This is a genomic window from Celeribacter halophilus, from assembly GCF_900114135.1.
Taxonomy (GTDB): Bacteria; Pseudomonadota; Alphaproteobacteria; order Rhodobacterales; family Rhodobacteraceae; genus Celeribacter; species Celeribacter halophilus.
The window spans coordinates 209361-233608 of sequence record NZ_FORY01000005.1; the positions used below are offsets into that span (position 1 = coordinate 209361).

Here is a 24248-nt window from a genome sequence, read left to right on the forward strand (position 1 = left end):
CGCAGAACGAACGAGACGAACCATGACGAACCGCCTCGCAGATGGGACGTGTTCCCTGTCTTTCCAATCACATTTTTGTAGGACGGTTTGCTTTCAAACCACCACAACATTTTGTGGACATTGGCTTCATATTATTGGCGTCAGGTTTGGTCACTTCCTGTAAAACGAGGATCGAAAATGACCATCCACACAATCGCACTTGTTCTTGGAATCATCGGCATAAGTTGTTTGGCCGGATGCTTTCCGCCATTTGTTGCCCCCGTTGCAGCTCCGGCCCCTGCCGCTCCTGCGGTCGTGGTGGTTCCTGCGCCGTAATCCGACCCCATCACTCCATGCATTCGAGAGAGGGCGGGTTGCCGTAATCCGCCCCATCAAACAAGAAACCACCGCGTCGCGCTGGTATAATGGTTTCGGCTGACATAGGTTTCCACTGCGCACAGAGAGGCTTTGGAGGCAAGACGTATCGGAGGAATTGTGCTCACTGTGCCACAGCTGACCGAACTCTGTGCGAGAACATATCCTCTACACTCTCTTTGCACATTTCTCTGGAAACGCATCGGTATGATCAAGTTAGAAAACTCTCTGACCCTGCGTATTTTCACGGCCATTGCCGCCACGGCGATCCTGATGATTGGCGTCATGGCCCTAACCGCCACCTTGTCGATCCGCAAAGGCTTTGCCACGCATCTTTTGCGCACGGAATTGTCCCGTATGGCACCACTTCGCAAGACACTTGCGGAAGTTTACGCCCAGAACGACGGAGTTTGGCCCTCCTTCGGTCCGCCAGAAATCTGGACGGAGTTTCTCATGGAGGAACTTTCCGGAAGAGGGAACAAAGTTCCACTTCCTCCCTTTATGTCCGGACAGAGACCGCCGCCAAACGAGCCGCCTCACGGTGGCCCCATGCCGGATCAGGTCGGTGTTGACCCACGTTCAACGGACGCTATAGCGCAGAATGAATTTCCACCAATTGACGAGAGCACCCTAAGCGGTCCGCCCCATGCGCGCCTTGTGCTCTATGATGCAGACGGCACCCTGATTGCAGGGGCGCGTTCCGACAACGAGCTTTTCGAGCGCAGCCCGATCTGTCTCGACAATGCGTGCGACACACAACCTGTCATCGGCTATCTCGGCCTGAGCGCCCCGATCAATGCCATCACGGCAACCGATCAGTTTTTCCTTTCCCGACAGTATTTCTCTCTCGGCGTGACGGCCCTTGTGGCCTTGATCCTGTCCGGTCTGGTCGCATTCCCTGTCACACGCCGCATTCTGGAGCCGATCAAATCACTGGAGACAGGCGCCAAACGACTGGCCAACGGTGCCTATGACTCGCGCATTCCACCTCACGGAGATGATGAGCTCGGGCAGTTGATCTCCCATTACAACGTCTTGGCGGAAACGCTGGAACGCAAAACACAAGCCGAGCGCACATGGATTTCCAACACCAGCCATGAATTGCAGACCCCGATCGCCGTGCTCGGCGCCCAGATTGAAGCCATTCAAGACGGCATTCGCCAGCCGGACGAAAAGACGCTCTCGGAAATGCACGCAACCCTTGCCCGACTATCGCAGCTTGTCTCAGATCTGAAAATTCTGAGCTTTGCCAATGAGGGCGAACTGATCACCCACACGCAACGATTGAACCTTGCAGACCTCATCTCGGAACATCTGACCACCTTACAGCCGCTGTTTGAACGGAGCGGAATATCGGTGGAGACGAGCTTGCCGGAAGCAGCCTATATCGAGGGCGATCCGCATCGTATGTCACAGGTGATCGAGAACATCTTGCAAAACACCCTGCGCTATACTGATGCGCCGGGGCGGTTGAAACTGTCGCTGCACTCTGAAAAAGACAGACTGATCTGCCTGTTTGAGGACAGCGCACCTGCGCCTGAAGCCGAGCAAATCCCGCACCTTTTTGACCGGTTCTATCGCGCCGAGTCTTCGCGCGCACGCGCGCTTGGGGGATCAGGCCTTGGCCTGTCGATCACTCAGGCGATTGTTGTCGCGCACAATGGAACCATTCACGCTGAGACATCCGGTCTGGGTGGCTTGCGTATTGTCATCACTTTGCCGGAGCTTTCTTCATGACCTCCCCTCGCATTCTCATTGTCGAAGATGAAATTGCCCTTGCGGAAATTGTTCGCGATTACCTTCTGGCCGATGGTATGGCGGTAGATCATCTGCCGGACGGTGGAGAAGCGGTCGCACAGATTTGTTCCGGCAGCTATGATCTGGTCATTCTGGACCTCATGCTTCCCAAAGTGGACGGATTGACCATTTGCCGCGAAGTGCGAGCCAGCAATACAACCCCGATCATCATGACCACCGCCAAGGTCGAAGAAATCGATCGACTGCTAGGCCTTGAGCTTGGTGCGGACGATTACCTATGCAAACCGTACTCCCCAAGAGAACTTGTCGCGCGCACCCGTGCCGTTCTGCGCAGATCACAAGCACCGCAAGCACCTCAAGCGGCCAGTGATAGTAACAAAGGACTGTTCGTCGATCATGACCGGTGGCGTGTAACCTTGGATGGTCAGAACCTTGACCTGACACGGCGGGAATTCAAAATTCTGGCCACTCTTCATGCCCATCCGGGAAGGGTCTATTCCCGCGACCAACTCTTGGCGTTGGCTTTTCCCGATGATGCTGATGTCTATGATCGCACAGTCGACAGCCACATCCGCAACATCCGCCGCAAATGCGAGGCGGTTTCAGACTGGAATCCGGTGCGGTCCGTCTATGGTGTCGGATATGCGTTTGAAGACTAAGGATCAAGGGCGCAGCCATGCCTCACATTCATGCCAACCGGCTTTAGCAGCCCTCCTGTAAATTCCGTTGCGCCGCTGTGTTTATCCACCAACAAAGCGTGTTTTTTGTCAATCTGCATCAAAACTGCAAATTTGCTGCAATCTTACTGCGCATAGAGGGCGCATACCGGATGCATCGAAACAGAATGCACAACGAGAGGCACAAATGAACACGCAGACCTTCCTTCTCACCGCAACCTTGGCTCTGACCAGCGGCCTTGCGGCCCAAGCAGAAACACGCACCATGGATTTTGCAAGCACAGCCGACGGCTATCTGATCCTTGCGCAATCCTCGGGTGGACAGCAACAACGCCCGCCGAGCGAAGCGATGGATGCCTGTTCCGGCAAGTCTTCGGGTGCCTCCTGCAGCTTCTCGGGTCGCGATGGAGAATCCATGTCCGGCACCTGTAGCTCACCTGATTCAAACGCCCCTCTGGCTTGCACTCCCGAAGGCGGACCGCGCAGCTAACGCCGCCCCGAAAGGAACCCTATATGCCGACCCAGTTTTCCGTCCTCTCGCTCTTGCGACATGGCACAATCGTTTTGATGGTGCCTTCAGCGGCGATGGCCCACACAGACCTCTCGCGGTTTGAAGACAATATCTTCACCAGCGCCCCCGAAGTCGTGTCTTGCGCGCTTGAGGACGGGACCGAAGCATCCTGCTATAAAATCACCGTCAACTATCTGCCGGAAGGACTGGATATCGGTCCCTTTTGTCCGGTCACAATCGACGATGAAGGCGGTCTTTGGGATTGGGACGGAGAAAATGCCAAGCTCTACCGGATCGACAAAGACTTCCTGACTATGCTTGACGAACTGGGCTATCGCTTTTTTGACGAGGACGGCAATGTCTACATCGTAGACAATGCCAATACCCGCCCCGAAGCCGATCATGCCTGTATCAATGTGACGGCAGATCCCGATGTCACCGTGACGATGCTTCTGCCCATCGATCCGAAAATGGCCGAAGAACCCGAAGAGATTGGCACCGTGGGTAAAGTTGGTGTTGCACTGGACGGTGTTCCCGTTTTTGCAGATGCGCCCAGTGTGCTGGACACAGGTCATATGCCTGCGCTTGATCTGTGCGGCGGCCATATTGATCCCGGCGGCTGGTATCATTGGCATGCAACAGCCACGGATGTGAAGACCGTATTCGAAACCGAAGGCGTAGATGCCCACTGTCACCTTGAGCAGGATAAAACAGCACAGTTCGGTTACGCTTTTGACGGCTATCCCATGTTCGGCAGCGCTGAAGAAGATGGCTCCAAACCGGAAGACCTCGACACATGCAATGGTCATGTCGGGGAAACCTCACTTGGTATCACCTATCACTACCACGCTTCCGAAGACTTCCCGAACCTGCCTCCCTGTTTGGTGGGTGTGCAGGCACAGGACAACTTCACCACCACAGCGTCCGTCGGCATCGGCGCCCCGCGCGGCGAGGATATGGGACATGCGGCAGGTCACGAAGGCACCATTGGAGCTGGTCACATGAACACCCCGCCGGGATTTGATGAAGCGGCCGAAAAACTCGGCGTGACCGCGACAGAACTTTTGCAGGCGCTCATATCGTCCAGCCAGGATCGTCCTGATCTTGCGATGGCGGCTGAAACGCTGGGTGTCAGCGAGAAGGCTTTGACCGAAGCCCTCCCCCAACCTCCGCGCCAATAGGATCGGAGAAGAATACGGCAGATCAAGGGTTCACCCCCCCCCCGAAACCCTCGATTTGCCGTTTGCGGCGGGCGCTATCCATCCCGGATGCCCGCCGCAACCATGTTTAAGCCATCTCTCTTGATCCGGCTCTGGTTTTCAGTCCCTTGGCCATTCAGGATGCCTTAGGCGTGGATGGTAAGCATATTCATAGTCAATTCCGAAACGTCAGGCTGCTTTGGTCTATCACAGTGCCTTCAATGGCTGTCATCATTTTCCCCCAATCAACGGCGACACTGTCGAGATCGGGCAAGGTGTCTGGTGCTGCATCGAGTGCGTAGAGTGTGATCGTGTATTCATGCACCGCCGCACCGGGGGAGCACGGTGGGGTGTAGCCTGTGAAGTTGCCATCCTTGTCAGACCCTTCATCGCCAATGGACGCGGGATTGCCTTTCGGGATCGCTTGCGTATCAGTGGGTATGTTCCACAGAAGCCAGTATTGACTGGGGGCATCGCGCCCTTTGACGGTGCCGCGTGGATAATGATGCATGATCAATGCCAGACTTTTGGTCCCCGCAGGAATACCTGTCCATTCAAGAGGCGGCGACAGACCTTCACCGCCATCTCGGGTGCATTTCAGATCGGCGGGAAGATGACCGTCTTCTTCAAGGGCCGGACTGGTCAGTATAAAGACCGGCTCTGCTGCGGCACCCACCGCTATGCCGTTCAGCATAGTGAGAAAAGCCGCAGCAAGGAGAAAGGGGGATCTCACCGACAGAACTCCCCGGTTTTGATTTCGCCACCATTGGTCACGGTCTTGGTTTCGAAATTGTAACAGTTCTCGGTATCAGACGGGCTGTAGCGAATGTAGTAATCCTCGCCCTGATAGCTGTAATCCATACTGCGACTGCCGTCCTCTTCTTGCGTGAAGATCAGGTTCTCGACGCCACCAGCGGGAGGACGTCCGGGCTCTGTCCCTTGCCCTGTGGCTGCATCGACCAAAGGTGCCGTGCGCGGCAGGTCACGCAAATCCTCGACCTCTCCCATCAGGCATTGCACGATATAGGGGGCGGCCTCGGAGGTATGGTAGCGATAGCCGAAGGTCTCGTCCGTCTGGCCGTTGCAGACATCCAGCATCCCCTCGACAATCGGTGTGCCGTCGGGATTGTTGTCGCCATAGATCGGGAAACCGTCGAAGGCCCATCCGATGATCGCATCGTCGCCTGCGTTTTCCATGTTTGCGATCATACAGACGGGCTTCATATGATAGTGATAATCATCGCCGCGCCCCGCGTGACCGCCGCAGGCATCTAGCTGTTGTGTCTGATAGGTATCGTGCTGGGTCTGGTAGTGATAGAGATCTTCCTGTGTCATCTCACCGCCGCCGGTATAGTCGAAGATCGGCACGCCATTGACCGCCACGCCAAGGGCCGCGTCACGGGTTTGCGGTGTGTCGCCCAGCACCGGCTCCAGCGGGATCGGCGCATCATACTGTTTGGCGGGCACGGGGATTTGCTCGTTCGTGCCAACGATGCCGGTCATCATCTCGTGATCGGGATAGGTGTTCGACGAAATGATCGCCTTTCCATCGTCGCAAGTGACCGTCACCTTGTCGGAAAAGCCCGCCTCTGCGACCGAGGCTTTCACCGCCTCGCAACGGGCCTCTGCATCGAGAGTTTGATCGCTATGCACATGATCCTCATGCGCTTGCAAAGGCGCGGCGAAGGCCGTGACCGAGCCAAAGAGCACGGCAAGCGTGCCAAGTTTGCGGGTGATGGAGGCGGGCAATGTCATGGGGTTTTCTTTCTAATGACGGATGTTGGGATTCCTGCCCCCGAAGGAGCAGTCCGCGTGTTCGCAAGATGGTCTCGTTATTCCACAGTCAGACGGCACAGGATCGTATTGTCCGTCTTCAGGTCCGGCCCCCAGATCAGCTTGGCTGTCGGATCCCAGTCGATCTGGTCATATCCGTCTTTCGGGCTGACCTCGCGGGCGCTGTGTTCGGTGGCGGCGATCCACCCGGATGCATCGAAATCCGCGGCATCCCAGCCTTCGGGCGCTTCCGTGATCTCGAACGCACAGGCACCTTCCCCCGCCACGGGGTCGCTTTCGTCAGCACAGACCGGATCAAGGGGAGCCTTGTGGATGACGAGGCATTGCCAGTCGGAGCTCGACACAGCGACAAGCGCCCCATCGGCATCATGAATCTGTGCGATTGCCCCGCCATCGCCCATCTGTTGGCGGCGCGTGCCGATATATTCGAGACCGGTATCGTTTTGCTTGAAGTCCTTCATAGTCAAACCGATTACAAAGGGCCGCTCTGCCTCGAAGGTAAAGCTTTCCGCATTGAACGAGCGCTCCGTCGTAATCGGAACGCTGTCCTCCGCCACCTGCACGCCGTCGACACTCATAGAGAACCAGTTATCTACCCAGACATCGGCGGAGAAAGTTTCGCCATAGGCGGCGTTGGCTAGAACTGTGCAAGCGGCCAGAAGGGTGCGTTTGAAATGCATGATCATATTCCTTGTTCTCGGGCGCAAAGCCTCGTCTGTTTCCATACATAGCCCCATGACTTTGCCGAGGCCTGAAACGAAGCTTACAAATTTGTAAGCTATTTGCCTTTTGTCCTCGTGGCTATTGAGGACTATGAACGGGTTAGGGAATGACTGAATGTTGCCCATAAACGGGCAGATCAACACGCAGGCGACAATCCGCAAGGATAAGACAGCATATGAAAATCCTCCTGTTGGAAGACGACCTTGAAATCGGCGCATGGGTGCGTGACGGGCTGCGCCGGTCCGGTCATGTGGTTGACTGGTTGCAAGATGGGCGCGAGGCGCTGATTGCGGCAACGAGTTCCGATTACGATCTCCTGATCCTTGACCGCATGACGCCCGGTCTTGACGGACTGTCCCTGTTGCGCGCCATTCGTGCGGCCAAGAACAATGTGCCGGTCCTGCTTTTGACGGCACTTGGGGATGTTGATGACAGGGTCGAAGGTCTGCACGCCGGCGCGGATGATTACTTGCCCAAACCTTTTGCGTTTACCGAGCTTGATGCGCGTGTTGCCGCTCTGGGGCGGCGTCATGTCGATTTGTCCAACGCGGACGAAACCACACTTGTTGCGGGTGACATCCGGCTCGACCTGCTCAAACAACGATGTGTGCGGCAAGGCAAACTGGTCGATCTGAACCCGAAGGAATTTCGCCTTTTGGAAGCGTTCGTGCGTTCGAACGGGCGGGTGCTGACGCGCACAATGTTGTTGGAAAAGGTCTGGGATATGAATTTCGATCCGACCACCAGCATCGTGGAAACCCATGTCAGCCGCCTGCGCGCCAAGATCGAGAGGCCCTTTGGCGACACTGTCATCAGGACCAGACGCGGGGCGGGCTATGTCTTTGAACCAGTTTCCTGATCTGGCCGCGATCTCACGCATGTCGGCCATGCGGCAGGCCATTACAATCACGATTGCCTTTCTCCTGATCCTTGTGGTGGCAGGAGCGATAGCCATCTCTGGTTTTGAACGCGAGACGCAAAGACGGATTGAGGATGAACTCCAGATCCGTTTTGCCGAAGTCCGCGCCGACATCGAGCGTCTCGGGTTCGATCCTGCCCGCTATCCTGACGCCAAGAACGAACGAGTCGAATATTTTCCCGGACGCAAGGACATTGCGGAGGGAATTCACAATTCTCTGGAACTTGACTGGCGTTTCTGGCAGCGTGGGCAGCCCGCGTCACCGCAGGAAGGCGAGCTTGGCGGATACGAGGACTGGATCTATCTGGCCGGTCCGGTGAGAGGCGGGCAGTTAATCGTGGCCACGGACCTGCGCCGTCAGGACGATTTCCTGCAAATCATGCTGGAAACCATGGGGCTTGTCGGGCTCGGGGCGGCGTTCTCCGCGCTTTGTCTGGGCCTTTACTTGGGAGCGCGAACGCAGCGCCGGATCAACGCGATATCCGGTGCTCTTGGCAGCTTCGGCGCTGGTGATCTGTCAGCGCGCGTAGGAGGCTCCACACGCCACGATGACCTTGGTGATCTGTCGCGGCAACTGGATGCAACACTCGATCAACTTGACGCACTTATCCGGCAATCTCGGGATTTTGCCAGTAATATCGCCCATGATCTCAAAACTCCTCTGGCGCGTCTGCGTATCCGGTTGGATCAAGCTTTGATGGCGAGTGAAGATGGTGGCAACAGCACAACGTCTATTGAAGCCGCCATAACGCAGGCAGAACAGATTACCGCAATCTTTGATGCTTTCCTGCGCATCGCCAAGCTTGAAACAGGCACGGCGCGGGCCTCTTTTGCGCCAGTGGATTTGGGGCAGGTCGCGGAAGATATGTTCGACACCTATCGCTATGTGGTCGAGGACACCGGGCGGCGTTTGATGCTGGACAAAACCGATCCCGTAGTCGTGTCGGGAGATCGAGTCCTGTTGATGCAGGCGATCGCCAACTTGCTGGAAAACGCGACCCGCCATACCCCCAAGGGCACGAGGATCTGGATTTTAGCCCATGGTCGACAGATTGGTGTGGCAGATGACGGGCCGGGCATCCCGCCTGAAGAATTCGGCCACGTCACGCAACCTCTCTACCGCTTGGAACGCAGCCGAACCACCGAAGGCGTGGGGCTGGGGCTTTCGCTCGTCAAAACCATCGCAAATCTGCATGGCACGGAGTTGGTGTTTTCGGAAAACCCTCAACTGCCGATAAAGGCAGGGCTCTACGTTCAGATTGGAATGCCATAACCCATCAAATGATGCTTGTCGGTATGGGAGCAAATACTATCCAGATCAACAAACCGACCAACCGAGCGTAGCAACTGGTCTTGTGGGACATGATCCTAGAGCGAGAACTTGTAGAACAATGCGCCCTTTCACGTCCTAGAGCGCAGAGCAATATCCTCGAACATCAGATTAAATGACTTCTGTGATCTGGAAGGCCCACAGGCCCCGTATACCGAGCACATTGTGCACTTCATCAGGATCCCAAATCAACTTAAAGCTTGAGGTAGTGAAACACCTAAGCCCAAAATATCTTGGTCACAAACCTGACGATCAGGTCGTTTTCATGAGACGTTCAACAAAAAGTGTCGAATGCCGCGCATTTCCGACTCTTCCCGACGAATTTTCTGAATCTTCTCAGAGGACCGCGCCAAGCAATTCCGACCCAAATGCCAAGCATTTCTGACCCAACCGGACCTTCGGCACCAAGGCGCAAGAAGGGTCGCTATGTACAGGGGAGCGAGCGTGGTTCCCGAGCAGTCTGCCATCACGTCTCCTGACGCTTCCCGCCCAGACCTGCCGTTAGCTAAATACCCGAAAATCTACGAATGCAGCCTGCTTATCTGACATTCTTACCAATGAAGCGTCGTTCGGAGATTTCGGTATCGTTGGCTTCGTACCATTCCCTAATGGTTCTTATCAGCGTTGACAAAGCAAAGCCCCGGCTCGTTCGCACATCAAGCATTGCAAAGCCTTCCGTGAACTTCACAGCGTCTTCCCCAATAGCCGTAAATTCAAACTGCCCGGTAGAATACTCATCATCTGGATCATAGCCTACGACATGCCAAGCGCCGATGATTTCACCGTCGCGAGTAATGACCTCGCCTTGCGACAGGCGCGGATCGTACCCACTGTACATCCACTCATCGTGGCCTACGAAGTTGATTGGATAAATTAGTTCCATCGTGTGAGACTGCGCGAAGATGCATTCCAGTGCAAGTCGTCACCCACAATTCGAAGGCTTGCATCGGCCCTAAGCGGCCGTTCGTGTAACTTGCGGCGGATGACGGCTCTAAGCCCTATGCTGATGCGGGATCTATTGCTGCGGGGTCGCCACGTGGCAGGCCCGTAAACGGGTTCGCGAGTTACCTACAAGTCTTCGATATTTGGATTGGCGAGCTGATTTCGGCGACCGAATTCCTCACCTGTATCTGCATTCACAATGAGCCTGATTTTGTCGCGCATCATCTCGAACATATTGGCTTTGCGCCGATAGTCCTTTTCGGACGGGGTCGTGGTTAGATATCTGCGGAAAACGGCAAGCATGAAATCCGGAACAGCGATGCCAAAGTATTTCTTATCGACGATTTCAGTAACAACATACTCAGGTCGCCTATTGTTTTCGTTGCGCAGCTCTTGCCACACGGCATTTACTGTTCTTGTAAGGCTATCTTTTGAAACCTTGCTCGTTTGTTCAAAATAGAAATGCGCCGCTCGGCTTTCGGCTGCCATTAAGCGCCGCCTTAGAATGAATTTGAGTAGGGTTAGGTAGGTTTCTTGATAGTCTGATGTGAGTTTGCCAAAGACAATGTAGCCATTGAATGGCAGGGGTTGGAGTGCGGATAGATAGGTGCGTCGCAAGTCCTCGGTTGTATCTGTGAAGTGCATACCCTTGGCGTAAATTTGGTCGAGGGCACCATCTGACCATGGGTTCGCCAAGTAGTCCTCCCACAAGTTTTGGGTTGTATCGTTTAGATGATCCTGATGTTGGCTGGCACTCATGCCAAGCGCTAGGTATTTCACACCATCTAAAGTGAATTCGGTTTCATCCACATAAAACTGAAAGGGCACCCTGTTTTGATTTTTGGGTTTGAAACTTGGTCCTTCGCCGCTCTCTTCCAAGATGGATTGCCATAACGGAACAATCGTGGCAGCCAAACCAGGCTCATGGAATGCGATATACTTCACGCGACCATCAACGTGGTTGATATAACTTTGCCGCTCAGGTTGACCTCGAAGCCCTAGGTGACCTAGATGGTCATTTAGGCCGTACTTCTTTGAGAAATGGAGCTCTTGTCTCAAGCTGCGCTTCATTCTTCGTGGTACATGGGGCGCATCAGATTCTGACACACTCAAACCCGTTACGTAATGATTTTGGCCTCGTTTACTGTGTCGTGTTTTGTCCGCTGCCAACGCAAAACCGTGGTGTTCGACAACTTTTGAGATGTCATCTTCCGAAGGTAGGGTGTCATCGGATGAGAACGTCAGGTCGTCAGCATATCGGCTATAAACGGAACCATGTGTTTGGGCCAAACTGTTGAGATTAAAGTCCATCAAGTGACTAATCGCATTTGCAATGATCGGACTAGTCGGGAGGCCAAGAGGTAGCTTTCCATCGATGCACAGGAAATTAGAAATCTGCCGCGCAATACCAGCATTCACGCCTAGATTTTCTAAGAATTTGCTAACGCGCTCAAAGGATATCGAGGGGAAGTAGTCTTCAATATCGGCTTTCACAAGGAACTTCGCACCAATGTGAAACTGGGCGTTTTCCCTAATATTTCGGCCTCGAACATAGCCACAGTTTTGCGGGTGCGGAAAGTCAGGAATGACAGTCCCAAAAAACAACGTGAGGCGTCTGGCGAGGCCTTTTAGGGCATTGTTTATGTGACTGTCAGCCTCCCAGACAACCCGATTGCCACGCTTCGGATTACGCTTGGGGATTTCGTGCTTCCAAAACAGAGGAAGGAACAGGCTGCCAATATCCGTTTTGTTTGAGTATTCAGCCATACGCGCTTCATACTCAGTGACGCTGAAGTCCAGCGCTTTGTCGAAAAAGTACTCCTCTAATCCAATATAGGTGAGAAGCTGACCTTTTGTCTTTATGCGTCGTAAATCGTAATCAAATGCCATTTTAAATCTCTTAGGCGGAGCAGCAAGACACACGTAGCAAGTGGTTCCGTAATAGGCAGATGCGACTCGCACCTCTAACCTTGTCGTCGAGCTGCTCCGTTATTGGGCATAGCACAGGTTGTCATTGTTTGGAACAATCCCATGTCGACTAGCATAAGTAGCCCTGAACTTCACCATGGGCTGATCAGCTTCTCCTGCGCATAGCTGCCGTTAGTGCATCGCGCAGCGAATGACCGCTTCCCGCCCTCCTTGACGATGCTCCGCATAATGCTGCGCTTGGTATCAATGTCGTGGAAGGGCTGACAGCGGTCATTAAATGAATTTGCCCAGAACGGCAGCTAAGCGCAGGAAGTGACCTTTGCAAAGTCTGGAACCGTAGTCTTCCTTCTCGACGTGATCGGCCAGAGTTGCCATTCACCGCAGGCATTTTGAATGACCGGTGCCAGCCCTTTTCGGGTGCCAGCCGAACTCCGACATTCGTGCGCATCGCAGCACATACACGACTATGAGCGTTCTCTATAGAAACAAAGCTTCGTTTGCCGGCTGTTCAATATTGCTTGGAACAGAATTAGAGGCCTACCGAGGCTTTTCTCTTCAAAGCTTGGCGCTCCGAAGCCTGAGCGCATTCGCGATCACCGACACGGAACTAAAACTCATCGCCAAGGCTGCAATCACGGGCGAGAGTAACACGCCGAAGACCGGATAGAGGATCCCCGCCGCAACCGGCACGCCCGCCGTGTTGTAGGCAAAGGCAAAAAACAGGTTCTGCCGGATGTTGAGCATCACGGCTTCGGCCAGGCGGCGGGCTCTGAGAATGCCCGTCAGATCGCCTTTTACAAGCGTGAGCCCCGCACTTTCCACTGCGACATCTGCGCCGGTGCCCATGGCAATGCCGACGTCGGCGGCCGCCAGCGCAGGGGCATCATTGACGCCATCCCCGGCCATCGCAACTCGCGCGCCTGCTTTGCGCAACTCTTCGACCAGCGCGGCTTTGTCTTCGGGCGACACCTCTGCGCGTACCTCGTCGATGCCGAGCTGTTTTGCCACGGCCTCGGCCGTGCGTTTGCTGTCGCCCGTGGCCATGACGATCCGAAGTCCTTCCGCGTGCAAGGCCTTGATCGCCTCGGGCGTCGTCTCCTTGATCCGGTCAGCCACGGCGAGGATGCCGACGACCGCGCCGTCTTTGGCGAGATACATGGCGGTTTTGCCCTCGGATTGCAGGCGTTCCAGATCTTCGCTAAGGGTACCCGGCTCTGCACCTTGGTCTTTCATAAGCGCCGCATTCCCCAAAGCGACTTGCACGCCTTCGATGGTTGCAATCACACCCTTACCTGTGATCGCTTCAAAACCGGTCGCCTCACGGTTGGGAGCCTCTTTTGTGCCGTCGAGGATGGCCTCGGCAAGAGGGTGTTCCGAGCCACGCTCAAGGGCGGCGGCGTAGGATTTCAGGTCCTCTTCCGAAATGTCTTTCGCGATGACATCGGTGAGCGACGGTTTGCCTTCCGTCAGTGTGCCGGTTTTGTCCACGATCAGCGTGTCGACCTTGGCAAAGCGTTCCAGCGCCTCGGCATCGCGGATCAACACTCCCGCCTGCGCGCCGCGCCCCGTGCCGACCATGATCGACATCGGCGTTGCAAGACCAAGCGCACAAGGACACGCGATGATCAGGACAGAGACTGCCGCGACTGTTGCATAGCCCAGAGCCGGGCTTGGCCCGACAAAGAGCCAGACGAGGAAGGCGACAATGGAAGTCACCACGACAGCGGGTACGAAATAGAGCGACACACGGTCCGCGAGGCCCTGAATGGGCGCACGGGAGCGTTGAGCTTGTGCGACCATGGCTACGATGCGCGACAGGGTTGTTTCGGATCCGACGGCCTGCGCCTCCATCACGAAAGAGCCGGATTTATTCAGCGTGCCACCAGTCACTGTATCGCCCTGTGATTTCTCCACCGGGACCGGTTCGCCGGTGATCATGCTTTCGTCAACGGAGGAGCGCCCGCCGACAATCGCCCCATCGACCGGAACGCTTTCCCCCGGACGCACGCGGAGCCGATCACCGTTTTGCACCTCATCAAGCGGCACGTCTTTCTCGCCGTCTTTCGTGACAAGCCGCGCGGTTTTCGGCGCCAGATCCATCAACGCCCGGATCGCATCCCCGGTCCGTTCGCGCGCGGTCAGCTCCATCAGTTGACCAATCAGGACCAGCACGAGAATGACCGCTGAGGCCTCGAAATAGACGGGCGGCAAACCATGGTCATTCAACATTTCCGAGGGGAACACCGACGGGGCCAAAAGCCCCACGAGCGAAAACAGATAGGCCGAGAGCGTGCCAAGTGCGATCAGCGTCCACATATTAGGAGAGACATTCACCACGGATTTCCAACCCCGGATGAAGAATGGCCGCGCAAACCACAGAACCGGCGTGGCGAGTGCGAACTGAAGCCAGAGAAACGGCTTATGCCCGATCCACTCGGCAAAGGGCAGTCCGGCATGGCTGCCCATCTCAAACACGAAGACGGCGGCGGCGAGCGGTGCCATGATCCAGAAGCGACGCTTGAAATCGACAAGTTCCGGATTCGGCCCACTGTCCGCAGAAGGCGTCATCAGCTCCAAGGCCATGCCGCATTTGGGGCAGTCTCCGGGATGGTCCTCGATGATCTCCGGGTGCATCGGGCAGGTATATTTCGTCCCCTCCGGCATGGCTTTTGCCTTAGGGCGCGCGCCAAGATAATGCTCCGGGCTTTTCTCGAATTTCTCCTGACAGCTCGCGGAGCAGAAGTAGAACCGCTCCCCATCGAGCTTGGACATATGCGCCGCGCTGGCGCGGTCCACCGACATGCCACAGACCGGATCGGCCGCTTTGATATAGGCTTCGGGCTTGGCCACGAATGTCTCGCGGCACCCTTCGGAGCAGAAGTGATAGATATGGCCATCGTGATCCACCTGCGGCTTTCCGACCGAGGGATCGACGGTCATGCCACAGACAGGATCGCGGGTCACATCAGATGCTGTATGGTTTTGGTCGTGCGTGTGATGGTCGTGCGCTGTCATGGTTCACTCCTGATCGTTCTGGATTTTGACCTCGCCTTTTCAGATAGGGCCTCCAGTAACTGGAGGGTCAAGTGGGCGTTTCCGGTATTTCAGAACAACTCAGACGCCTAAGATAAACCGACCGCATGAGACAGATCTGGAGCAAGGAGGTGTGATTTCAAATTCTCGAGACGTCCGCCTCTTGGAGCGCTCCCAAAATCCAAGGGTCACATCGATGTGACTTTACCCTCCAGTTGGTGGAGGGTTTATAAAAAGAACAAAGGAGATTGTGATGAACATCGGACATGCTTCTACCGAAACCGGTCTTCCCGTCAAAACGATCCGCTATTACGAAGACATCGGCCTTGTGTCTCCAGACCGGGCCGCGAATGGCTATCGTGATTTCGACGCGCCCCAGATCGCACAGTTGCGATTGCTGGCACAGGCACGGTTGATGGGGTTTTCTCTTGAAGAATGCCGCACATTGCTTGCTCTGGAGGCGGACCCAACCCGGCATAGCCGCGATGTGCGGGACCTCGCCCAGCAAAATCTTGTCTCGGTTCGCGAGAAAATCGCCAATCTTAAAGCCTTGGAGGCGCGCCTCACGGATCTGGTTTCGAAATGTCATGGCGATGAGACCCCCGATTGCGCGATCCTTGATGGGTTAAGTGTGTCCGCTTCAGCCTCCCGTTGACCCCGAGCCTGCCGCGCGCCATTATCGGCTGCCAAAGCCACAACCAAAGTTTCGGAGAACCTGTTTGTTCCGCCTCGTCACCATCTTACTTATTGGGTTTATGATCCTCTTCTTGGCGCCTCGCGCAGGGATGACGCATGGGACAACTGGGGCTGAGGTGTCGGGAGCGATACAAACGGCTGAGAACGTCGTACATCATCATGAAATGTGCCCCGACTGTGCCAATAGCACCTCCGGTTTGGCGTCTTTGGATATTCCCTGTCCCCATGGCGCGATCTGTATGCTGTTCACACCGGAGCTGAGCCTTGGACACGAAGTGAGCCGTGAGCTCCAAGCGCTCGGGTTCCCGCCCCTGCCTGCCGCCAAGATCATAGCGCGCGCACCGTCCCTCGATCTTCCGCCTCCCCGTATCGGGTTCACCTTCGCCTGAACCCATTCTTTTGACGCGCCTTTGCGTCTTAACCCGATACGGAAACATCATGAACAAACTCATCCTGCCCTTGGCCGGTGCCGCCATCGTGGCGCTTGCGGCCTATGTCTTCTTCAAACCTGAACCCACGCCCGCGACTACGCCGCTCGCCTCATCCTCGCGTCCAGCCCAAGGCGATTCGATTGTCGCCGTCGCGCTACCTGACACTCTCTCTGCAAATGCGCAGATCGGCAAACGCGCCTTCGACAGCGTCTGCGCGGCCTGCCATGGTGAGAACGCTGCGGGCAAGGAAGGGTTCGGACCACCCTTGGTCCATAAAATCTATGAGCCCTCGCACCATGGCGACATGTCCTTTCTGATGGCTGCACAGCGCGGGGTGCAGGCCCATCACTGGCGATTTGGCAACATGCCTCCGCAAGAGGGCGTCACACAGGGCGATGTCAAAGCGATCATCTCCTATGTTCGCGAGTTGCAGCGCGCCAACGGGATCAACTGACATGACCGATTTATTGATGTCCCGTCGCCACTTCCTTGCCGGAACGGGCGCTTTGGGCCTAATGCCGTGCGTCAGTTTCGCTGCCTCACCAGCGGCGTTGACCGCTCAGATCGCACATATCCAGCTCGCGCCGGACGGCTATCCCGTGACCGAGGCCTATACCTATGGCAGTCAGTTCCCCGGCCCGATGATCCGCGCCAAACAAGGCGAACGGATCGCTCGGGAATTGGTCAACGACCTGCCAGTGCCGACATCGGTCCACTGGCACGGCATTCGCATCGACAATGCGATGGATGGTGTTGCGGGGCTGACCCAAGAAGCCGTGCTGCCGAAGGCGCGGTTCACCTATGATTTCGCCGTGCCCGATGCGGGCACCTATTGGTATCACGCGCACATCAACTCGATGGAGCAGGTCGCACGAGGTCTTTATGGGCCGCTGATTATTGACGAGGTGAATGCGCCCGATGTGGATCGGGACGAGGTTCTGATGCTCGACGACTGGCGGCTCGACCCTGAGACGGCTCAGATCGACCCGGATTTCGATTTCCCGATGGATCGCAGCCACGCGGGGCGCTACGGCAATCTAATCGGCACCAATGGACGCTACGGCTACCGTCTTTCGGCGCGCCGCGGGGAACGTCTGCGCCTGCGGCTGATCAATGCGGCGAATGCGCGGATTTTTGGTCTCACATTCCAAGGGCTCACGGGCTGGACGGTTGCACTCGACGGGATGCCCCTTGCAACCCCGGAGCCTGTCGATAGCGAAATCGTTCTCGCACCTGCGCAGCGCATCGATCTCATTGTCGACGTGACCGCCGCAGAGGGAGAAGAGGCCATGATCCTACGATTCGACGACGACGAGAAATGGCGCGCGCAGGTCGGGTTCGATCTGTCAGGCATCAAAGCAATTCGGGACACAGCCCCGGCACCTCTGCCACCCAATCCGGGGATGGAAACTGTCAATCTTGCGCGCGCGACCCAGCTTGAAATGCGCATGGAGGGCGGTGCCATGGGCAATATGCCGATGGGGCGGATGAACGGGCAAATGATGGGATTTCGGGAGATGGTCTCTGGCGGCATGTACTGGACCCTCGCGGGTGTCGCCGGGATGGACGAAACCCCCTTTGCACGTCTTTCCTTGGGGGAGCACGTCCGGCTCAAACTCACCAACGACACCATTTTTCCGCATGCGATGCACTTGCATGGGCAGCACTTTCGTGAGATCTCGGACGGCAAGCAAGGGCCGATGCGGGACACGCTCCTGAGCCTTCCCGCTGAAACCACGGAAATCGCCTTTGTTGCTAACAATCCCGGAAAATGGCTGTTCCATTGCCATATGCTCGGCCACGCGGCGACTGGAATGACAACATGGATCGAGGTTGCTTAGGGTGATGTCGGTGGAAGCGGACATTCGCAAAATATGCAGCGAATGACCGCTCTCCGCCCTTTTGTGCCAGCGCCCGTTCCGAGGCTCGAAGGTCGTGGAGGGGCTGGGAGCGATCAACTGCTGCGCGCTTCATGAACGGCATTTTGGGGCCGAAATTTACATATCTATCGTTGTGCCCGGCCGAGAGATCCATTTTCCTCGTCAGACGGACGTAGCTAGTTAGCAACAAAATGACCTCCCGCCACTACTCCCAACTTTCATCCATGAAGCGTTTCATGTCAAAGTCTGGATCTGGTGGCCTCATGCGTCCAACCTGCTCCTGAAGTGACCGCAGACGCTTGCGCAGGTCTTCTTTGACCTTCAAGCGGTAGAGTTCGCGAAGCAACACCGCCCTTAGGTGGTCATTGTACACATCAGACGACACGTTCACGTCGGCCATCCGCAACAGCAGAGACTTCAAGCGTTCGACTTCATCATCCATTGCTGATGCTCCTTGCGACAACCTCATGCTCTGCAACTTGCGATCGCTCGTAGACGCGAACGTGTCGGCCACGGCAGGTGACTGTCGGGACCCCTTCCCTATCCAGCCGCCGCGCCAAATGTATTGGGGCAACCCGCGCCGACGTGGCAAGCTGTCCAAGCGTGAGAAAACGCGTCTCAAATTCCCGAATACTGGATTGGGTTATCAGGGAATGACGATGATTGGTATCTGCGTTGAGGCGTTTCGCGTGACCAAGGTAGCCAGCATCCCGTAGCGCCCGAATGGCTCCGACCCCTATTTTCAGGTAGGCTGCGGTTTCCAGCGGCGTAAGGTCTCGCGTGGCGGTCGGGGTGTCGCGCACACCAACGTCCACATCTTGCGGCACATAGATTGCCTGAAGTCCTATCGCGTCTGCCCCCCGGACAAAACCGCCGACCTTGCCCTCCCGCCAGAGAGTGATCAGACGAACCAGTCCAATGCGCTGATTTTGGCAATGATCACGAAGCGGAAGGAAGGCCCCGACATCGGGCAGCTCAGGCAAGGCAGCCGCTTCTGCCAAAAGCCGATCGACATCCTCTGTGAAGACATAACGCAGCGCAGTTCCAAACCGGATCGAGCGCAATATCCCCTTTTCTATCAGCCCCTTCACCTGCGTCGGATGCACATTCAACGCTACAGCTGTGGATTTGAGATTTTGCAGCCCTCGCCAAAAGTCGGTCGCTCTGGATAACTGGTCAGGCGTTGTTTCCGTCAGCGCCGAGGATTGTGCCTCAGAGAGATTATCAACGTGACGGATCAGCCGTTTAAGAAACCCCACACTAAGCCCCGACTGTTCACGCGCGGTTTCAAAGGACATGCGTTTAACGGTTGGCACCGACCTACCCAACACGCGTTTCTTGGGTTTCATCGTGTAGTTTCGGACTGCAAACGCATGGACGCTATCAACGATGGACTGGACCTCCGCGTCACCATGCACGGCTCGTAGCCAGACATAAAATGGCCCAAGGTCTGTCGAGAAATAAGAACGCCGAGCGCCGGGTCGAGATTTCAGCCCCTCCATGCAATCCATCAAGCTGTCTGGACCAGCGGATAGAACGCTAAGCCCCTCCACGCAGAACTCACGTTCTAGATCGGGATTGGTAATTTCAGGACGTGGAAGGGACGACCCGCAGATCGCGGCTCCAAGACTCAAGCAAGCGCCATGCAATTGACTGAGTTCTAGCTCGCTTAGCCAATCCCGGCGCGAACCATGGTTAATCCTCTTCCTCACGTACACCTCGAATGCGGTAGGAGCAATTTTCGGGCCCGCATCTGCGGCCTTTTTCACAATGTCGCTGTACCGGGCAATCTGAGCGACGACGTCGTAGGTTTCGTGCGAGGTTCCAGCACGTGGGAGCTCAACAAGAGGCACCTTGTGGTGTTCACAGCCGTGCAAACACATGACGTTCCATTCCAGAAGCTGATGTGCACCATGGCGCCCGTCTTTTTCTAGCGCCTGTTCGATACAGACTGGACAGACCCGCGTTGCCGTGCGTCGAAAGACACCAGTGCTGCTTCGGGTCAGCCCGACCCGGTAGCGTCCGATCCCGATCTTTTCCGGATTCCATTGCTTCAGGTTCGCGAGCTTGAGCCCTGCTACATCGGCGAGTCCGGACAACTGGTCTGGATATCCAGAGCAGAGGAACGGCCACCTCAGCCCCAAATCCGAGCATAGGTTCCGAGGAGAGATCGCGTTTCTCGCCGCGATCCGCGAAACGATGCTTGCCGGGGTTTCACCGGCAAAGGGCGCAACAGTCAACCCGAGTTGTCGTTCATGTATCTCAGCGTCACGCATCATCACCCCCGTCATCAAAGCACTGCCGCGGATTGATCCGAGTGAAGTCCTCAGCAAGAAACGGGTTGAGCCCCGGCATGGCCGCGGTTCGCATGAAGTAGACCTCCGAAAAGTGGCGTTTGCAAAGGCTTGCTTCCAAGCCATCGGAGCGAAGCGCACGTGTCAGCGCTTCGACGATGAACTGCGCCAAGAGTCCAAACTCGTAATCTGCCGCGTGCATCAGCCTCGAAGCGAACTCAGTCGTTCTCACATCATCATCGCACTGCACCTTCGCCCTGTCACAGTAGCGCGCCACGAGGCCAAGGACCTGATCCTGCCCCGCGAATTGCGACAGGCGTTCGATTTCTATCGGGTACATCCGACGTGCTAACTGTGCATCCTGATTGATGATTGATTTGAGGCCCGGCATTCCAGTCAAAAGCAAGCCAACCGGCCACTGACTATTTTCCATCAGGGACTTAAGCGTATTGACGATAGCCTGCCGCTCCTTGTCGGTCTGGTGCTGAGCCAGATCCTGCGCCTCGTCCATGTGCATGAAGAGGGTTTTCCGCAACTTAAACTGCTGTTTCACGAGCCCCCAGATAACTGCCGCCGACCGATCGCGGACAAGCGGGTAACCAGCAGCATGGAGCGCCGCCGTCGCCACGAACTTCATCGTGGCTGGAGATGGCACCTTGAGGCCGACCATCTCGTTGATGCCGTCCGGGCCATCACAGACCAGTCGGTTCTGGTAACGCCGCCTCAACTCTTGGATCGCCGTCGTCTTCCCCGCCCCTGAGCGACCGACAAGGACGATGCCTCTGAGGTCGGATACAATGCCCTCGTCAAGGTCCGCGCGCCGTTGTTCGAGCAGTTGGTCGAAATATTCGTCGAGGCGATCATAGGCCATGGTCGGGACATAAGCGGCCCGAATGTCTTGAATGACATGGCGGACTTCAGGGTTACTCTTGTTCACCTTCATCGCTGAACCTCCATTCGGGTTGGGTATCTTCGGGCAGCTCGGGCTGGCCAGGGGCATCGTCAACCGGGGATGAGCCCTCGACGCTTGTCCCCTCTGATGTAGCAATTTCGGAGAGCCTGCCGGTCAGGCTTGCCGTCCCTACAACAGAAGGTTTCTCTCGGACCTCGCCGGGGACGACTCCGAAACTCAGGCCGTAGAAGCTTTCGTGCTCTGCTCTGCGAATATCTTTCGCGGAAACGGTAAGTGGGCCAATCTGCCGCCATGCACGTTGGTTATCATCGATTTGCTTAATGCGTTCGAGTGCCGCGTCGACGATTTCGATATGTAGGCGTGCGGCAGCCTTGTTCGAACGTCGCAGTTCCCGGATCATCGCCTCCCAAACAGCGAGCGAACTACCACGCGCATTCGGCAAGCCAGCCGGGATTGTATGCCATGCATCGTCGAACCATGCAGAGACGTATCCCATGTCCTCAGGGTCTATACGTAGATCGATCTGTTGCGCACCGCGACGCTGGAAAAAGGTTGCAAGATTGCGACTGGTGTAGGCAATGCCACAGACCAGTACGCCGTGCCGACCAAGCTGACGTTTCAGAGGAATACCAAGAAAATGGCGCAGGATATGGGGTGACTTGGCAGGGCTATGTCCGTAGAGTCCCATCAACCGGTCCCAGGTATCGGCGGGCGTAGCATACTCCAAGCCACGATGCTCTCGGTGGTGGTAGATATCGACGACGAAACGGACCAGCACCTCTACGATGCTGTCCGCGGTATGAACCACATATTTGTCAGAAGGATAGTCGCCGCGTTCTTGCGGATTGCTAAATGTTCTGCCGGTCAGAAACTGCATTAGCTCGGTGCCGAATGTACGAAAGACGCGTTCAATGCGGCCACGCAGCTTGGGCACGCCGGCTGGCAGCACTTCATACCCGATCCCAAGGTCCGTGAGCGCGGCCTTGAAGTCCGCGTTAACAAACGAACTTCCGTTATCCACGGCCACGTTGAAAATGTGACCGTGCTCGCTCCACTCCTTCTTGCACCCAAGCTGTTTCGATATCTCGCTCTTGTTCCGCATAGCCAACCATAAGGTTGCCAATGCTGTCTCGACGGCAGACTCTGTTCTGCTCATCTTTATGGCCAAGATTACTCTCGTCGCCGCGTCGATGGCGACGCAGACCCAGAAGCGCCCTTTCCGAAGTTCATCGAACTTCGGGTCGCTAACGTCGACTCCAGATTCCTCCAGCAGGGCGATGAGGTCGATCAGCCACTCGTCCATTTCGATGCGCTGCAAAGGTGCTTCGATCTCAAGGCCCTGACCGTAAGGTCCCAACTTGTTCTTAGCCACTGCTACCCCTTCTCGGGCCGCGCAGACCTCGAACTGATCGAGATCTGCAATGCGTCGTCGTACCGTGTTTTCAGAAACCTCCCGCTCCGGCAGTTGACCGCTGAACACAAGCGACTTGTTTAATTCTCGAATAACTCGATTTGCCTCATCCGCGATGTGCGGAATATGGACGCGGCCTGGATGCAGATATGTCTTGATTGCCGTTTGTATGGCACTCTCGACCTGAGGCGAGACCCGCTTGGCATTAACGCCGTTGAACCGGCTTTTCTTGACGAAACACATGGGATCATGTGTTTTCTGCCACTCCCGCACCCAGGCCATAAGAGCTGTCCGGCCCGGATGCTTCATGGCGAGGAGCTTTCCAAGCTCTGCCCCATCCTTGCCAAGGCGTATCTGCTCCAGAATCTTGGCCTCGACGCGCTTACCCAATTCAGGGAGGAATGCGGCGCAGCGGTCATTGGAACGGCTTACTTCACCATCTGCTTCCGCATCGAGAAAGCACTCAACGTAAACCTGCTTGCGGAAAATCTGAGCCTTTTCGGCTGCGCCCATCCGGCTGATAAGCGCGCTGCCCGCCAAGGCTCGGCGGGCAGCTTGCGCACCAGAAAAATACCCGTACTCAATGGATGCCTGACACTCATCAATCATGCGCTTGACATCGGCGTGGCTGAAACAAAGAAGTTCCGAGCTACCATCCAAAGGACGCAATTCCAGCGTGCTATCCGAGACGGCACAGACCACATGCACGGTGCTGCCAGCGACCAGCGCATCTGATTTGTTGATACGTAGCCTGACTGCCATTAGCGCACCTCCGGCATTGAGAGCATGCTGGCCTCGGTCACGGGAAGGGACAGGTTCGTCATGGCGATCCCGTCGAAAACCGCCTTGAAGCCTGCACGGAATGCCCGCCCCTGTAGGCCGGTCGCGGCGACGACCTGCCCCAGAGACGTTTCACAGTTCATGCCTCGAAGTATCTGCTGAACCACTAAGTCAGCTTCGACATCCTCAGCCTGCCGGAACATATGAAGCAACTCTGCATTGCGCACTTCCGCCGCGGAGAAGCTACTGTCCATCACGAGTAGCGCGTCGTCGGCGAACTGCTTCGCAGTCTGTGCCTTGATCAGCGCAAACTCTCGGTCGAACCCATTTCGTTCGGCCAACGCACCCGGCTTGACGGCGATCGCGATCTTTTTCCCGTCTTCTAACGTGACAAGATAGTCGAAGGTATGAGATGTGGCCTTGCCCACCTGGTTTCGGTAGGTGATCTGCGGCGGCTGATCCCAGATATTGACGACAGTTCTCTGCGACAGCAGCACCAAGAGGCACTTCCGCTCAAGGTCGCTTTCAAAGATGAGCTGCCGCCAAGCCGTTCCTGCACGCAGTTTCGCGATCACGAACCCGCGTCCGCTTGCTCGAGATCGTGCCGGAAACATCCGCGTCGCGCGGGTTCGCTCCGGGGGGACATAAGGTCCCCCGAAATCATTGTCATACAT

At 56.2% G+C, this 24248-nt stretch carries 20 protein-coding genes; 9 read left to right on the forward strand and 11 right to left on the reverse strand.

Translation table 11 applies throughout. From position 1 onward, the window contains the following. Nucleotides 1-561: 561 nt before the first annotated feature. The 4 genes from BM152_RS07095 (at nt 562) to BM152_RS07110 (ending at nt 4481) form a co-directional block, all read left to right on the forward strand. A complete protein-coding gene (locus tag BM152_RS07095) occupies nt 562-2091 on the forward strand; it encodes an ATP-binding protein (RefSeq protein ID WP_066599081.1) in 1530 nt (509 codons plus the stop codon). Continuing rightward, nucleotides 2088-2771: a response regulator gene (locus BM152_RS07100; protein WP_066599079.1), complete on the forward strand. Its 684-nt coding sequence runs from the start codon at nt 2088-2090 to the stop codon at nt 2769-2771. Before BM152_RS07095 ends, BM152_RS07100 begins: the two co-directional genes overlap by 4 nt. 205 nt (nt 2772-2976) lie before the next feature. Next, nucleotides 2977-3279: a hypothetical protein gene (locus BM152_RS07105; RefSeq protein ID WP_066599073.1), complete on the forward strand. Its 303-nt coding sequence runs from the start codon at nt 2977-2979 to the stop codon at nt 3277-3279. A 23-nt stretch (nt 3280-3302) separates the two neighbouring features. Further along, nucleotides 3303-4481 carry a YHYH protein gene (locus BM152_RS07110; protein WP_066599072.1) on the forward strand — a complete coding sequence of 393 codons (1179 nt, stop codon included), beginning with the start codon at nt 3303-3305 and terminating at the stop codon, nt 4479-4481. A 193-nt stretch (nt 4482-4674) separates the two neighbouring features. Here the strand turns inward: BM152_RS07110 and BM152_RS07115 are convergent, their stop codons facing one another. From BM152_RS07115 to BM152_RS07125, 3 genes are all read right to left on the reverse strand, one after another. Beyond that, a complete protein-coding gene (locus tag BM152_RS07115; protein WP_139222479.1) occupies nt 4675-5232 on the reverse strand; it encodes a YbhB/YbcL family Raf kinase inhibitor-like protein in 558 nt (185 codons plus the stop codon). After that, nucleotides 5229-6254: a YHYH protein gene (locus BM152_RS07120; RefSeq protein ID WP_082715261.1), complete on the reverse strand. Its 1026-nt coding sequence runs from the start codon at nt 6252-6254 to the stop codon at nt 5229-5231. Before BM152_RS07120 ends, BM152_RS07115 begins: the two co-directional genes overlap by 4 nt. 77 nt (nt 6255-6331) lie before the next feature. Further along, on the reverse strand, nt 6332-6973 hold the full coding sequence (locus BM152_RS07125) for a PEBP family protein (RefSeq protein WP_111481352.1): 642 nt from the start codon (nt 6971-6973) through the stop codon (nt 6332-6334). A gap of 218 nt (nt 6974-7191) precedes the next feature. Here BM152_RS07125 and BM152_RS07130 point away from each other — a divergent pair, with 218 nt between their 5' ends. Both BM152_RS07130 and BM152_RS07135 read left to right on the forward strand, forming a co-directional pair. Next, nucleotides 7192-7875 (forward strand): response regulator transcription factor, encoded by a 684-nt coding sequence (locus tag BM152_RS07130; RefSeq protein ID WP_066599066.1) that lies wholly within the window; start codon nt 7192-7194, stop codon nt 7873-7875. Next, nucleotides 7853-9208: a sensor histidine kinase gene (locus tag BM152_RS07135; RefSeq protein ID WP_066599064.1), complete on the forward strand. Its 1356-nt coding sequence runs from the start codon at nt 7853-7855 to the stop codon at nt 9206-9208. The genes BM152_RS07130 and BM152_RS07135 overlap by 23 nt, the downstream gene beginning before the upstream one ends. Nucleotides 9209-9803: 595 nt before the next feature. On the opposite strand, the gene BM152_RS07140 is transcribed toward BM152_RS07135, so the two are convergent. The 3 genes from BM152_RS07140 to BM152_RS07150 form a co-directional block, all read right to left on the reverse strand. Continuing rightward, nucleotides 9804-10148, reverse strand: a complete 345-nt coding sequence (locus tag BM152_RS07140) for a hypothetical protein (RefSeq protein WP_066599062.1) — start codon at nt 10146-10148, stop codon at nt 9804-9806. Nucleotides 10149-10333: 185 nt separating this feature from the next. After that, complete coding sequence (locus tag BM152_RS07145; RefSeq protein ID WP_066599059.1) at nt 10334-12097, reverse strand: reverse transcriptase family protein; 1764 nt, start codon at nt 12095-12097, stop codon at nt 10334-10336. Nucleotides 12098-12691: 594 nt separating this feature from the next. Next, nucleotides 12692-15151: a heavy metal translocating P-type ATPase gene (locus tag BM152_RS07150; RefSeq protein WP_066599056.1), complete on the reverse strand. Its 2460-nt coding sequence runs from the start codon at nt 15149-15151 to the stop codon at nt 12692-12694. A 271-nt stretch (nt 15152-15422) separates the two neighbouring features. Here BM152_RS07150 and BM152_RS07155 point away from each other — a divergent pair, with 271 nt between their 5' ends. The 3 genes from BM152_RS07155 to BM152_RS07170 all read left to right on the forward strand — a co-directional run bounded on the left by BM152_RS07155 (nt 15423) and on the right by BM152_RS07170 (nt 18137). Continuing rightward, nucleotides 15423-15824, forward strand: a complete 402-nt coding sequence (locus BM152_RS07155) for a MerR family DNA-binding protein (RefSeq protein WP_066599054.1) — start codon at nt 15423-15425, stop codon at nt 15822-15824. A gap of 479 nt (nt 15825-16303) precedes the next feature. Next, a complete protein-coding gene (locus tag BM152_RS07165) occupies nt 16304-16750 on the forward strand; it encodes a c-type cytochrome (RefSeq protein ID WP_066599050.1) in 447 nt (148 codons plus the stop codon). 1 nt (nt 16751) lies between these two features. After that, nucleotides 16752-18137 carry a multicopper oxidase family protein gene (locus BM152_RS07170; RefSeq protein ID WP_066599044.1) on the forward strand — a complete coding sequence of 462 codons (1386 nt, stop codon included), beginning with the start codon at nt 16752-16754 and terminating at the stop codon, nt 18135-18137. A 244-nt stretch (nt 18138-18381) separates the two neighbouring features. Here BM152_RS07170 and BM152_RS07175 read toward each other — a convergent pair whose 3' ends face one another. From BM152_RS07175 to BM152_RS07195, 5 genes are read right to left on the reverse strand one after another with little or no spacing between them, the layout of a single operon-like run. Further along, nucleotides 18382-18618, reverse strand: coding sequence for a hypothetical protein (locus BM152_RS07175; RefSeq protein WP_066599040.1), 237 nt, complete (start codon nt 18616-18618; stop codon nt 18382-18384). Further along, complete coding sequence (locus tag BM152_RS07180) at nt 18611-20467, reverse strand: TniQ family protein (RefSeq protein ID WP_066599038.1); 1857 nt, start codon at nt 20465-20467, stop codon at nt 18611-18613. Before BM152_RS07180 ends, BM152_RS07175 begins: the two co-directional genes overlap by 8 nt. Continuing rightward, the gene (locus BM152_RS07185) at nt 20445-21413 is read right to left on the reverse strand and encodes an ATP-binding protein (RefSeq protein ID WP_066599032.1); all 969 of its coding nucleotides are present in this window, start codon (nt 21411-21413) and stop codon (nt 20445-20447) included. The genes BM152_RS07180 and BM152_RS07185 overlap by 23 nt, the downstream gene beginning before the upstream one ends. Further along, nucleotides 21394-23556, reverse strand: coding sequence for a Mu transposase C-terminal domain-containing protein (locus tag BM152_RS07190; protein ID WP_066599029.1), 2163 nt, complete (start codon nt 23554-23556; stop codon nt 21394-21396). Before BM152_RS07190 ends, BM152_RS07185 begins: the two co-directional genes overlap by 20 nt. Continuing rightward, a complete protein-coding gene (locus tag BM152_RS07195; protein ID WP_158527947.1) occupies nt 23556-24149 on the reverse strand; it encodes a TnsA endonuclease N-terminal domain-containing protein in 594 nt (197 codons plus the stop codon). Before BM152_RS07195 ends, BM152_RS07190 begins: the two co-directional genes overlap by 1 nt. Nucleotides 24150-24248: the final 99 nt, after the last annotated feature.